The organism is Moorena sp. SIO4A5, assembly GCF_010672005.1.
GTDB lineage: Bacteria > Cyanobacteriota > Cyanobacteriia > Cyanobacteriales > Coleofasciculaceae > Moorena.
Window position 1 is genome coordinate 122,080 of sequence record NZ_JAAHHZ010000001.1, and the last position, 12,370, is coordinate 134,449.

The window sequence follows — 12,370 nt, forward strand, 5'->3', positions numbered from 1 at the left end:
ATTACTCTCCTAAGATAGATTCGTCATTTTCGGTAATATTGCCCAAAATAGTATTAATTCCAATCTGGGAACCCTTAACTTCTTCAGAATCAGAATCAGAATCAAAAGTACCACCAATCTGCGTGGTGTAAATAATTTCTAGTCTGTACTTGCTATGGGCTGGTTTTTCCTGTTCGATGATGGCATTAGCGATTTCTATTTGTCGTTTGAGTTGCTCTGGGTTTAATCCTTGAGCTGGAGTAATTCTTACTATAAAAAAGTGGGGTATACCACCACCAAGGTAAGTGCCTCTACCAAGCAGCGATCGCGAGGGAAGTCCTTCCGGGTAAATTGGAATTTCTTCGAGGTCAATTGGGTTTTCGGGCTCCAGGAGTTGGGTGTCACCAATTTGAAATTCGGCATTGGAAGCGTCGATAATGGTGACTTTTTCCTCGTCCTCTAGAAATAATTCTAGCAGTTCTTGTAAATTGTCTTTAGTCCCTCGGAAACGATACAGTCTGACAGTATTGGCCAGAAATTTCCGTTGTTTTTGGACATCTAAATCTGCTCTGAGACTCAACGCCACCCAGCTAGATAACCAGGGTAGGAAGTCTGGGGGTGTTTTTTGGGGATGGAAGTAATTAGAAATACGGGCAATATTTTCTTCTAAACCCTGCTCACAAAAGTTGATCCCATGTGCACGACCCAAAAGAATATTTTCAAAGGGTAGTAAAAATTGACCAACGAAAGGATCGCTTTGATAAATCTCTGGCAGATAGTCTAAAAGTTTACTGGGGTAAGGGGCTGAGTTTTTCATTGGTTTTTAACCGTTGAAATCAAGGGTTTCTAAGGGGGATATGATGTCTATATCGCTGGCGGTAAGATCTAAATACACTAGTTCTTCTGGTTTGACCTCGATGGCACTTAGCTGTCCGTTGGTGTAAACTAGGCGTTGTTGATTGTTTATGGCATCAGGACGAGGAAAAAATACTTCGTCTTGGTCTTTATCTTCCTTATTGGTTTTTTCTACATAATCCACACCTTCTAGTTCATCAAGTAGTTGATAAACTTCCGAAACATAAACATTTCGACCAAATGGCCAACCTTGAGGATTGTCAGGATTTGGTAGGGGATCGAAAAAGTTTTCCAGTGCGTTATTTATGTTGGTCCTAGTGGTTGCTACGTCTGCTTCTCGGTTGAGGTGTATGGTTAATCTGATGCTAATGGTGATGTAGCGTGGCATAACTACATGGATTGCCGTGCCAATCAATCGCCGTTCTTCTAAGTGGTTTTTTACCTCGTTAATCAGCCTTGAGCTTGGTTGAGGGGGGCTATTTTCACGATTATTGCTGTCGGGGATAATCACAATACTCACATGACCTGGTTGATCCACAGGTTCGACTAAGGTATTTTCGACTAAGGCATTTTCCGAGTCCAGGTTACGTCGAGGTATACAGTGTGCCCTAGCAACGGTATTATCTGCTTCTACTTCTCGGGCTAATTCCACAAAGTCGGCACAGGTGATGGCTCGGTAGCGATCGCGTACTTGGGTAATTGCCTCTTTAATCTCTGTCTGTAAATCCTTGGTTTGCTGCCAATCTGGTCCATTCAGCAGTTGTAAAAACATCCGCATATTGGCCTCTGTCACCCGATTTTGCCGATAGAGCAGCATTTCGGTAAGGTAGGCAAACAGCTCAATGACGGTAATACCAGGATCAGAAGGATTGTGATTAGTCCATTCCGGTGCATAGCTGGGAATCATACCCAGGGCTTCTTGCACCAAGTCATCATAGGTGCGGTCATCAAGATTAGGCAATTCTATTGGCATGAGTTACCCTCCTCAGGATTCCACAAAGGTTAAAGTGATGGTGTGGTTGCCGGAATAGACTAAAAAGCGATTAGTCTGGCTAGCACCTTCTAGTTCTTCGATGTCATTCACCTCCAAGCTAGAAACATGGTCTACTCCCGGCACTCTCTCCAGTAGTCGGTATAAGTCCGATTTATAGGGTTGACGACCAAAATTCCAACCCATTCCGTCAAAACCCCCCGTGAGGGGATGCAGAAAACTAGCTAAGGTTTGTTCCACGGTTTGTCCTACCTCACGAGATCCTTCTAGGGAAGTAACCGCAATTTCAGTGGTAATATTGACACGGACATAGAGAGCGCCCACTACAGAGATTGCCACTGTGGGTTCGGTGTAGGCTTGTAGGTAGTTTTGGACGCGCTTGATTAGCTCCAAACTGGGTAGGGGTTTAGCTTCCGTGGAGCGGGGTACAATAATTACACTCACTGTTCCCGATGAATCCGGCTTGGTCTCCAGTCCAGCCAGGGGATTGGTTTTCAAATTGGCTAAGGGTACACACTTGGCTCTGCTTACCTCTGGTGAAGCCAGCTTGGCTAAATCTTCGTAGTCTTCCCTAGTCACAGCACGCTGACGATGGCGAATTTCCTTAGGTGCCCGCTCGATTAGGGAGTCAAGGCTTTCCGCTTGGGCCCCCCCTGCTGCTGCTTGATGGTTAATCACTTTGTCCACATAGGGGACTGTGGTTTTGAGTTGGACAATCGCCCCAGCCGGTTTGTTTCCAGCAGTTCCACCACCAGTTTGATAACGACTCATGCGGATATTGCCTTGACCAGGAGGAGGAATCAGTCCATTGCGTCCATCCCCAAAGGTGATTTTTCCGGTAAGATTATCAAAGACATAATGGCGATCCCGTGGTTCTGATTGATAGAAATCCGGGACTTGATGCCAACGGACCCAAATCTCTTGCGGTCTTCCGGTGTCATTAGTAGTAACCGTAATAGCCTTTTCCCCTTCTTCAAGGAGAATTTTTTCCTTTTCTAGGGCAGAAGGTATTTCCGGTTCCCGCACTTCCAGCTCTTGACCTGCTAATATTGGCTGACTAGTTGTCTGAAACGTTTGATTTTCAGTCCCGTCACTGGAGCCAACAATTTCCTTTTGGATCGTAGCTGTTTGTGCTGCCATGGTAGTATTCAGCAGTACTTGTTTCAGCCTAGGTTCAACGTCGTAGTCACCCTTGAACCATTTAACCCGCAGCCAATAACGGGGAGGTAAATTAAAGTCTTCCCTTGGTGCAAAATCCCCTGGTGGCAGAAATTCAATTAAACCGGAACGGATAAAGTTTTCCGTTTCATCTCTTATGGTTAGTTGTTGCCATTCTTGGCCATCCCAATATTCCCATAATAGTTGAACTTGTTCAGTTTTAGGCAATTGTGTACCTACAATTGTCTCGAAGACTGCATTGTAAACAATTGATGAATTCTTGTTTTGACTAACTTGTAAAAACCCGCGATCTTTATCTTCTAGTTTTGCATCAGCAGGAATTTCTAAACGGATTTCTAATTCCTGTTCTGAATTAGCTTCTCTATCTAATAATTCCGGTATATTAGGTTCCCAATTGGTGCCGAAAATTTTAACCTCAAATCCGGCTAATGAGATATTATTAGTCAGGCAAAAATTATGGATAACTATTGAGCCAGGTTCTCCATTTTTTTTGCTTTTATTTGGTGAAAATGGTACTAATTTTTCTCCATATTTAACCTCATTTACCCAGTTAAACAGGCTGATCTTACGATTGGAAAATTCTGTTCTAGCTAATGGTAAACTAAAGCCCAGATAGAAAGCTTGTTTATCAATATCGGTTCTTGTAAAAGGAAAGAAAGGTTTAGGACTATTAGTTAAATAAACGAAGTCATTATAGGTGATAACGTATTCTGGTTCTTCGTCTGATAGTGTTAAGGTGTGGCTAACTACAATTGAGTCAATCAAGGGTGGCGCAAAAGTTGCTTCCTGAAATTGATAGCTGTTTCCTGCTTGTTGATAGGATGCTTCTCGACCATAGTTACCTGCACTAATTCGCACACGAATCCAGAAACTTTCTACGCCATTAATAGTTGTGGGAGCAGGTTTTTCAAATAAGGTCAACTCTACCTGACCACTTTGAGTAAAAACTTGAGTAGTGTCTCTGAATCCAGAATTTTCTAAGCTAGCAATACCTAATTCTTGCCAGATTTTTCCATTCCAAAATTCCCATTTAAGTCTTAAATTGCTCGAAGCTCTGGTCGGTAAAGGAAAGTCATCTTGTTCATCGCTAGTTTCTGTGGCGGGATTTCTCAAGTTAACCTGAAGAGTAATTTGAGCATGTTGTTGAGAAAAAACTTTACTACTTGCCAAATATAAGGTATCCCCAAGCTTCGGTTTTTCCCCAAAGGGAAAAAACTCTTTAGTTAAATCAACGGGTAATTGATTAAGAAAAGCCGTTTCGATTAATAGTTGATTGGAAAGGATAGTAGCTTCAAGTTTGATATCCGCAATTCTCGGTAATTGATTGAAACTGGTAATGGCAGTAACTAACTGGCAGCGAAGCCAACGACTAGTTACTGAATTAACAGTAGTTAATGGTAAAGCGGTAATATTACTAAATTGAATGTCGCGATCGCCAATTTGAGTCAAGCCTTCAGTAGTTTCATTATTGCTCGGTGTAATATTTTGCCAATTAGCTCCATCTTCCGTTTCCTGCCAAATTTGCCATTTTACGTTTACTGGATTACTAAGGACTTCTGATAAATTAATCGTTACTTTAAAGTTATCAATTTCAGCAAACCCTAAAAGTTTGCTATGCCCAATGTATAAACTATGTTCAATCCTTTGGTTGCCCCGAAAAACATCCACACCTGGTGATGCTGGGGTAGTAATAATTGAACTATGATTACTATACAAATCCTGTTCTGTATTCCGCACAAAAATAGAGTCTAATTTTGCGGCTGTTACTACCAATTCCCGTTCAGTTTCAAAAATAACAGGGTCTTGTTCTCCTTCCGCTGGAGGTGCAGCAACTTGTGTCCCTTTTGGGACTACTGCATCAACGGTAGTTCCGGCAGCTAAGGAAAATGTCAAGGGTACTCGTGCTGGTTGGGGGGGTAAGCGAGACGCTCCTAATAAATCTAAAAAGGCTAAGAAGTTTTTATCGGGAACTTGATTGAGTCGCTCGATAATTATCTCGGCAAAACGGGCAAAGATATTAACTATAGCAGCACTCCTTCCTTGAACAGGTTGAGTTTTTCCTGTATAGTGTTTGATAAGTTCCTGAAGAGGTTTAGTTTCTCCTGTATCTGTATGTTTTCTAAATTCCTGAAGTAGTAATGCGAGTCGATATAACCTGCTCTGTATAAGGAGCGAGAAGGCAAAAATCACTACTTTACAGGAATTTTGTCCATAGAGAACTTGATCGGCAATATCCTTTGCTGTCCGTTGATCAATTTTGGGCGCTAGTTTAACCATCAACCTGCACTCCCTTCTAGATAAAATGGATAAACTAGGTTAAAGACATTATTGGTTGCTCGCACTTGATAGTCGATATTGACCAGCATTTGTTCTGGAATAGGGGATTGAACCCGCACATCTATAACATCAATGCGGGGTTCAAAGAACAGTAGGGCTTCCTGTATAGCTTGGGATACTTTACCAGCAGTGGCAGGTGAATTGGGCTCAAAAACTAAGTCATAAATGCTGCAACCAAAGTCGGGACGCATGGCTCGCTCGCCTTTGGCAGTACCAAGGATAATTACGATTGACTGGCGCACACTCTCTTCATATTCCGCAATTTGGAAATCTCCCTTAGTATCTAAACTGATGGGAAATCCTACTCCAACACCTAAAAATGGTTTAGACATAACCTTCTCCTTTTCAGCCAATAAAAACTGTACCCACTGCGATTACTTGCCCCACTGGTGCATCTGCCGGATCATTACAAGTCTCAGCAATATCTCCATTTCTGGCAGCTTGTTTACCGTTAATTTTTACCGTTGGGCTACCAATTTTAATCGTTCCTTTATTAGCAGGAGGACTTTGAAAGGAAGTGCCAGGAGGTGTGGGAATATGAGGTGGAGTATTATCCGCAGTGCTATCTACAGTTGCTGCTGGCATTCCCATAATATTGACATCACTGCTGAGGTTGCCGTTAATAATGCCCGCAAAAGGATGAGGTAATGGAGTAGGTACTGTTCCTGTTCCTGAGGGTACCATAACAATATGAGTATCAATGGCTGTAATTTGGTCCCCTTGTTTGGCTGCTGGTTGTCCCATAATTAAATTAGACTAGTTGAGATTAATTGTTTGACCTTTAAGATTCATGGTGCTGCTGGCGTTAAGCTCCATTCCCGCACCGGATTCAACTTTGGTATCTGCTGAAGATTTGATTTCAATATTTTGTGCCTCTAGTTTAATATTACCTTGAGATGCTGATAAAGTAATGTCTCCTTCAGTGGTAATAGCAATGGTGTTGTTAGCTGTATCAAAAATAATACTATTTTTCTCGGTTTTATCCACAATTTCAATAGTTTCTGCCCCCTCTTCATCATTGAGACGGATTACATGACCGCTACGGGATTTGATTACCCGGATATTATTAGCACCATCTTCATTAGTTGCTGGTGGTAATTCTTTACCATTCCACAAAGACCCGATAATATAGGGCAAACGGACATCACCATGTTCAAAAGCTACTAATACTTCGTCATCTACTTCTGGCAAAAAATAAATCCCTCTTTCATTTCCTGCCATTAGTGTAGCTACCCGCGCCCAGTCACTTTCATCTTCATCACTTAGCCAGGGATATTTCACTTTAACCCGACCTAGTCCTTCTGGGTCTTCATTGTTGGTAACTACACCAACTACGACACCATAAATACGAGATGCGATCGCTCGGTGGGATTGACTATCCAAAAGTAGTTCAGACAATTTCATTGAGCATTCCTCCGCACTGTAAATTTAGTATGATATTGGCTATTACAATAGCGATGCAGGACACTGGTAAGATAGTATTGACCGCTAAAGCGCTTGCCTACACCATCAATTTGAACTACTATTCCTGCTCGTAAATCTGTACGCCCTCGACAAATTCCTTCTCCACTAATTAACTCTAGATTGAGTTGCTTAAAACGGGCTTGAGCCAGCTGATCTGCTTCCGCTTGGGTAATCATTGGGTGATTGCTCAGGGTTTTTACTGCTGTACCAAAAGCATCTTCGCTTAAAGCTGCACCACTAGTTTCTCCCCCCATCTTGCTACCTTCATCACCAGTGGTGGCGCGTCCGATAATTGATTGCTTTTCTTTAGGATTCCAACCCTGTACTTTGACTTCATTCACTTGACTTGCAGAGGACATACAGGGATAAAATTCCAGTAGGTCATCAGTAAACATTAGGGTGAGAATGTCACTATCTTGATTAGCCGTAGGTCGAAATACTAAATTTCGATCTTCCACCATCACCTCATAATTAATTTTTCCTGCCCGTTCTTGCAAAAACTCCATATGAGTTTGATTGGCTTGGAAAATATAGTCATGCACTACCCCACTATCTTCTACTTGGGCAGAAAGTCCAACCTGCTGGGCAATTTGCGCTGCGATGTCACTATCTTTTAGTTGCACAAAAGTCTGGGTATGACGACCACGATGTAAGCGATGGCTGCGATCATAACCCCTAATCATTACTTTGGGTAATCGCTGAATCGTAAACTCTGGTTCTATAGCGGTAATTTCCCCAACCATGAGGGTAGTTAGGTTTCCCCGGTAACCCAATTTCACTTCTAGCGTACTCCCAATAGTGAACAAAGAGTTATCCAGCCACAATACTTCCCCTTTCTGCACATCCAAACTGCCCAATTCTAAGGTAAACATATTGGGCAAATTAATCTCTTCGTCTACTGTTAACCCAGTAATATGGAACTGTGCTGATTCTGGTAAACTCGAACCATTAACCAGAATTTCATAGTCGGTAAATATTGAGGCTTGGGGTTGGGTGAATGGCATTTTTAAAAGTTAAAAGGGAGTAGGGAGTAGGGAGTAGGGAGTAGGGAGTAGGGAACAGGGAACAGGCAAGAGGCAAGAGGCAAGAGGCAATAGTAGTGCGTAGGGTGCGTTAGGGGCGGACTTGCCCTTATTTTTCGCCTCGTAGCCAGCCTTGGGATAGTCCGCCCCGTAACGCACCACCCTTGGGCTTGCTACAGCAATCAATCATAACTATCAAAGCAATTTGGGAATAGTTAAGGTTTTACCAATGTCAAGCTGACGGGGATTATCCAATTGATTTTCTTCGGCAATGAGTCGCCACAGCTTAGGATTACCATAGACATCCGCCGAAATGTTGCTGAGGGTTTCACCGCTTTTGACAATACGAGTAGTTAATTCTGGATCGGTACGCCGTTTATCATCTTCTGGATTGAGATATTCCAAAAAAGTGATGTTGACTTTTGCTCGTATCGGTTTACCATTACTTTTGAACAGGGTGAAGGTTTGGGTAAGATTAGTAATCACCCCCACAAAAGGGAAGTCAGAATTAGTTGGTGCTTCACCCCAGTAAACCTTACAAGCTAGTGGTGGTTGTTCTTTACGTTCAACACGTCGCGTGCGGGTAAGGGCAACCAGTTTATTGGTTTCCTCCCGTACATCGTCGATGGAAGTACTATCTAATGAACTATTATTCTCACGCTCAAAATTCTGAGATCGTGAATTTTTAATCCCTTCGGAAACATCAAATAACAATTCCAAAGTTAGTTCCCGACTTCCCCCCCCACCAAAATCTAAAATTGGCGCATTATATTCTTTTTGGCTCGAACCACTCCAAGTAACACCTTTTTTGACGGTATAGGATTCGGGGTTAAATAAAACCTTAATCTCTGGATAATTTTCTTTATCTCCCAATACAGCACGGTACTTCTTGTCTTGAGTTTCTTCCCACTTCAAAGGAATAATACTTAGTTTCTCTAATGCCATTTTTCGATCCCCCGACGTTCCCTTTCTACCATTAGTTTACGAGCCAGAATACGACTGACTTGTTCAGCCACTTTAATTAAATCTATCCCTGATGCTGATGCTGTTTCTGGGGTAGACATCGGGGTTGTAGCATTTCCCGACTTTGCTTGAACCGTAGAGTTTTCCACTGCATTGGTTTGACGTGCGATCGCTCCATTTGGTTTTATTTGGGTGATTGCTAGAGGTAGAGGCAGTTTCTGATGATTGGAGCTTGTGCTTGATAACCCTTTACTAGCCTCGATGGTATTAGCCTCGATGGTATTGGTAGTTTTCAGCCAAACCCTGTTTAACTCAGATGAGGAAGATAACTGGGTAGGGGTTGTGGAAACTACACTAGGGTTACTAGCAATTGAGGCTTTTTGGGATAGTTGTACAGGTGAATTTTCCTGCTGTTTCTTTATGATACCAGTTGGTTGATAGTTTTTTTCGGCTAGTTTGGTTTGGATAATTCTTTTACTTAAAGGTTGATTTTTAGCTTGAATCGTGCTTTGGTATGATGGACTATTTGTTTTAGCCAGAGGTAAATTTGGACTAGAGTTACTGTGAATTATAGTTTGGGAATGATTAGCTTTACTTATTGTATCACCTTGAGAGGTAATCTGACCTAATTTGGGCTGATTCGGGATAACTTTTGCTTGAATTACAGTCTCATCGTTATCCTCTTTTCTAGATACTGTAGTTGGGGATGAGGCACTTGTAGTTTTAGCCAGAGGTAAATCTGTAATAGATTTACTGTGACTTATAGTTTGGGAATGACTAGCTTGATTTATCGTGGGACTTTGAGAGATTATTTTACCGGAATTCGGGATAATCTTGGCTTGAATTACCGTATCCTCGTTATCCTCTTTTCTAGATACTTGACTTGGGGATGAGGCACTTGTAGTTTTAGCCAGAGGTAAATCTGGACTAGAGTTACTGTGACTTATAGTTTTGGAATTACTAGCTTGATTGACGGTGGGACTTTGAGAGATTTTTTTACCAGAAGTTGGCGAGAGTTTAGCTTGAATTACCGTATCCTCGTTATCCTCTTTTCTAGATACTTGACTTGGGGATGAGGCACTTGTAGTTTTAGCCAGAGGTAAATCTGGACTAGAGTTACTGTGACTTATAGTTTTGGAATTACTAGCTTGATTGATGGTGGGACTTTGAGATATTATTTTACCGGAAGTTGGCGAGAGTTTAGCTTGAATTACAGTATCTTCGTTATCCTCTTTTCTAGATACTTGACTTGGGGATGAGGCACTTGCAGTTTTAGCCAGAGGTAAATTTTGAGGTGAGTTGTTAACAGAATCACCTGGAGAGGTAATCTTAACTGATTTGGCTTGATTCGGGATACTTTTGGTTTGAATTACCGTATCTGAGCTATCCTCTTTTCTGGAAACTGTACTTGAAGATGATGGACTATTGGTTTGAGCAAGAGGTAGATCTGGAATAGATTTACTTTGAACTCTAGCAACATTACTAGCATTAGCTGCTGTCATGGTTGCTTTTCGACTAATCCGCAACGTTCCAGATTTTTCAGGGTAGGGAGGTGAGGAAGAGCTACTGGTTTCAGGTTTAGTTTGAGTTACTGTAGGATTGGTACTAGATTTAGTACTAGATTTAGTATCTCTTTGCGCTTGTACAGTATGAGACTCATGACGTGATAAGGTATTAACTTCTGCCAAGGTTGCTTTGCGATTAATCTTAAGCTGTGGTTGTGTTCCTCTCCTATTTCCCTTGTCCCCAGTTTCCTGAATTGTCTTCCCAAGGGGAGTAGAGGAAGCCGACTTAGGCTTTTTTTCTACCAATGAAACTGGGCTTGTACTCTGGTTGTGGTTAGTTTTTTTGACCAATGGCTTGGTCATTACTGTTACTTTCTGGGATATTGCTGGGCGTTGCTGAATTGAAGTATGAATGGGCGATCGTCTGGTTTTGGTCAAGCCCCCTAAATCCCCCAACTTTGGGGGACTTTCAGAGTTTTGTTCCCCCCAGAATTGGGGGGCTAGGGGGGCGGAATCATACCCAGAATCAGCAACGCCTATTGCTGTCGGACTTTTCCCTACAATTTTCCTACTATTGTCCCTACTATTCTGAAATGCTCTTGGTTGAGTCTGCACAAAGGTTTGAGCTGTTTTTCCTGTTCCTGAATAGCCGTCAGGATTGACTCGCCATTGCCCATCAAAACCCTCGGCTGATTCTGTGCGCTGTCGCTGAAGACGTGACATGATCGCTGTAGGCTGCAAAACTCCAGAACCATAACGGAATTTTACTTGTTCCGGTAACATTGACTTTTGTACAAGTCTTCCCGCTGTGCTTTGAGTAGCTTGGTAATGAGAATGTAACTGCTGGGTATTAATGACCCCAGCAGGTTTAACCAGTCGCCGCTGTAGACGTTGCCCTAAGGTTGAACTGTAAGGAAAATCTTCCATTGTTTTGTTGCAATATAAAGAGTAGGGAGCAGGGAGCAGGAAGTAGGGAGCAGTAACGGGCAAGATGCCCGTTCCACCCACCAGATCAAGTAGCTTTGAGGAGATACACCCCAGCTCAATAGCGATCGCTATTTCTGTGAACCTTCAGATAAACTCTATCTGACCGGTTTGGGCATTCAAACGCCGATTAATCTGGGCAATTTCCTCCACCCACCGTCGCCGCTGACTGTGTTCCATGGCCATGATGGATTCATAGTGCCAATGAAAGTGGTAGGCCAGATAGGCTACCTCCTGATGGAGTTGATCCAGGGGGTAGCCTAAGATTCCCCCGACATATCTAGTTCCACAGCAAAATCTTTTTCACAGTGGGGACAGATAATCTGGAGCGATCGCATGCCATTGCCATTGATCCGATTGTAAAGATCCTGCAAATAAGCCAAGTCTGAGGCAAATAACCCTTCAATTACTTTTGGGTTAATCATTTCCACAGAACCGATGCGGGTGACCACCCGAGATAGCAGAATCACAATTAAATAGGCTGGGTTAGATTGTACGCGAGGGTCTTTCAGGGGAACAATTTCATCAGCAGCCGTTGCCAATCGCATTGTCCCTTCCCGATGTAAATTCCCCTCTTTGTCCACATAACCTGCTGGTAATGTAAACTCATACTCAGTTTGCAGCATTGTTGCTTGCTCAGGCATGGTGAAATTAGTCATAATTTATGCCCGCTCCAGACGTTCACAACTCACGGTGAGGGTATCAATAGCAACATCACTTCCTTTGGCATCCAAACTAGGTGCTTCATACTTACTAGCCCAGGCGTTGAAGAAGTTCCAGCGTACTTTCTCCTGTCCGGTATCATCAAGCAGAATGATGGAACCATTTTTGCGTTCAACCTTGCCATTGACTGCGGCTAAGTGCCAGTCATAGAGTTCACGGGAATCGGTTATTCCCCATTTCAGGGAAATATCAGGATAACTCGCTTTCCCTCGCAGCTTACGTACTGTAGCATCGTCTCCACCTTCACGATATTCAACGATTTCTACTTCAGAACCAAAACCACTACATTCAGAAAATCCTGCCTGAACAATACCATCAATTTCCATCAGGAAACGATAGTTCTTATAGGGATCAACTCTTGCCATGAC

At 42.6% G+C, this 12,370-nt stretch carries 13 protein-coding genes; all 13 read right to left on the bottom strand.

The window, feature by feature from the left end; genetic code table 11:
- Position 1: 1 nt before the first annotated feature.
- Positions 2 to 796 (bottom strand): phage tail protein, encoded by a 795-nt coding sequence (locus F6K57_RS00605; protein ID WP_293063929.1) that lies wholly within the window; start codon positions 794 to 796, stop codon positions 2 to 4.
- Between the two features lie 6 nt (positions 797 to 802).
- Positions 803 to 1,807, bottom strand: a complete 1,005-nt coding sequence (locus tag F6K57_RS00610) for a baseplate J/gp47 family protein (RefSeq protein WP_293063932.1) — start codon at positions 1,805 to 1,807, stop codon at positions 803 to 805.
- A gap of 12 nt (positions 1,808 to 1,819) precedes the next feature.
- Positions 1,820 to 5,281, bottom strand: a complete 3,462-nt coding sequence (locus F6K57_RS00615; protein ID WP_293063935.1) for a putative baseplate assembly protein — start codon at positions 5,279 to 5,281, stop codon at positions 1,820 to 1,822.
- Positions 5,281 to 5,673: a GPW/gp25 family protein gene (locus tag F6K57_RS00620; RefSeq protein ID WP_293063938.1), complete on the bottom strand. Its 393-nt coding sequence runs from the start codon at positions 5,671 to 5,673 to the stop codon at positions 5,281 to 5,283. The genes F6K57_RS00615 and F6K57_RS00620 overlap by 1 nt, the downstream gene beginning before the upstream one ends.
- 13 nt (positions 5,674 to 5,686) lie before the next feature.
- Positions 5,687 to 6,085, bottom strand: a complete 399-nt coding sequence (locus tag F6K57_RS00625; protein ID WP_293063940.1) for a PAAR domain-containing protein — start codon at positions 6,083 to 6,085, stop codon at positions 5,687 to 5,689.
- A gap of 12 nt (positions 6,086 to 6,097) precedes the next feature.
- Complete coding sequence (locus tag F6K57_RS00630) at positions 6,098 to 6,745, bottom strand: phage baseplate assembly protein V (RefSeq protein ID WP_293063942.1); 648 nt, start codon at positions 6,743 to 6,745, stop codon at positions 6,098 to 6,100.
- Positions 6,742 to 7,809: a contractile injection system protein, VgrG/Pvc8 family gene (locus tag F6K57_RS00635; RefSeq protein ID WP_293063944.1), complete on the bottom strand. Its 1,068-nt coding sequence runs from the start codon at positions 7,807 to 7,809 to the stop codon at positions 6,742 to 6,744. The genes F6K57_RS00630 and F6K57_RS00635 overlap by 4 nt, the downstream gene beginning before the upstream one ends.
- A 9-nt stretch (positions 7,810 to 7,818) precedes the next feature.
- Positions 7,819 to 7,986: a hypothetical protein gene (locus F6K57_RS00640; protein WP_293061527.1), complete on the bottom strand. Its 168-nt coding sequence runs from the start codon at positions 7,984 to 7,986 to the stop codon at positions 7,819 to 7,821.
- A 36-nt stretch (positions 7,987 to 8,022) separates the two neighbouring features.
- Positions 8,023 to 8,772 carry a LysM peptidoglycan-binding domain-containing protein gene (locus F6K57_RS00645; protein WP_293061529.1) on the bottom strand — a complete coding sequence of 250 codons (750 nt, stop codon included), beginning with the start codon at positions 8,770 to 8,772 and terminating at the stop codon, positions 8,023 to 8,025.
- Entirely contained in the window at positions 8,763 to 11,285 is a 2,523-nt protein-coding gene (locus tag F6K57_RS00650) for a hypothetical protein (protein WP_293063947.1), read from the bottom strand. Before F6K57_RS00650 ends, F6K57_RS00645 begins: the two co-directional genes overlap by 10 nt.
- A gap of 81 nt (positions 11,286 to 11,366) precedes the next feature.
- On the bottom strand, positions 11,367 to 11,546 hold the full coding sequence (locus F6K57_RS41775; protein ID WP_083305059.1) for a DUF6760 family protein: 180 nt from the start codon (positions 11,544 to 11,546) through the stop codon (positions 11,367 to 11,369).
- Complete coding sequence (locus F6K57_RS00655) at positions 11,540 to 11,938, bottom strand: phage tail assembly protein (RefSeq protein ID WP_364300604.1); 399 nt, start codon at positions 11,936 to 11,938, stop codon at positions 11,540 to 11,542. Before F6K57_RS00655 ends, F6K57_RS41775 begins: the two co-directional genes overlap by 7 nt.
- Positions 11,939 to 11,941: 3 nt before the next feature.
- Complete coding sequence (locus F6K57_RS00660; protein WP_293042197.1) at positions 11,942 to 12,367, bottom strand: phage tail protein; 426 nt, start codon at positions 12,365 to 12,367, stop codon at positions 11,942 to 11,944.
- Positions 12,368 to 12,370: the final 3 nt, after the last annotated feature.

Excerpts from the sequence above, each read along its gene's own strand:
- F6K57_RS00660 (WP_293042197.1), bottom strand. The coding sequence starts at position 12,367 with ATGGCAAGAGTTGATCCCTATAAGAACTATCGTTTCCTGATGGAAATT.
- F6K57_RS00635 (WP_293063944.1), bottom strand. The coding sequence starts at position 7,809 with ATGCCATTCACCCAACCCCAAGCCTCAATATTTACCGACTATGAAATT.
- F6K57_RS00645 (WP_293061529.1), bottom strand. The coding sequence starts at position 8,772 with ATGGCATTAGAGAAACTAAGTATTATTCCTTTGAAGTGGGAAGAAACT.
- F6K57_RS00605 (WP_293063929.1), bottom strand. The coding sequence starts at position 796 with ATGAAAAACTCAGCCCCTTACCCCAGTAAACTTTTAGACTATCTGCCA.
- F6K57_RS00620 (WP_293063938.1), bottom strand. The coding sequence starts at position 5,673 with ATGTCTAAACCATTTTTAGGTGTTGGAGTAGGATTTCCCATCAGTTTA.
- F6K57_RS00625 (WP_293063940.1), bottom strand. The coding sequence starts at position 6,085 with ATGGGACAACCAGCAGCCAAACAAGGGGACCAAATTACAGCCATTGAT.
- F6K57_RS00655 (WP_364300604.1), bottom strand. The coding sequence starts at position 11,938 with ATGACTAATTTCACCATGCCTGAGCAAGCAACAATGCTGCAAACTGAG.
- F6K57_RS00615 (WP_293063935.1), bottom strand. The coding sequence starts at position 5,281 with ATGGTTAAACTAGCGCCCAAAATTGATCAACGGACAGCAAAGGATATT.
- F6K57_RS00630 (WP_293063942.1), bottom strand. The coding sequence starts at position 6,745 with ATGAAATTGTCTGAACTACTTTTGGATAGTCAATCCCACCGAGCGATC.
- F6K57_RS00610 (WP_293063932.1), bottom strand. The coding sequence starts at position 1,807 with ATGCCAATAGAATTGCCTAATCTTGATGACCGCACCTATGATGACTTG.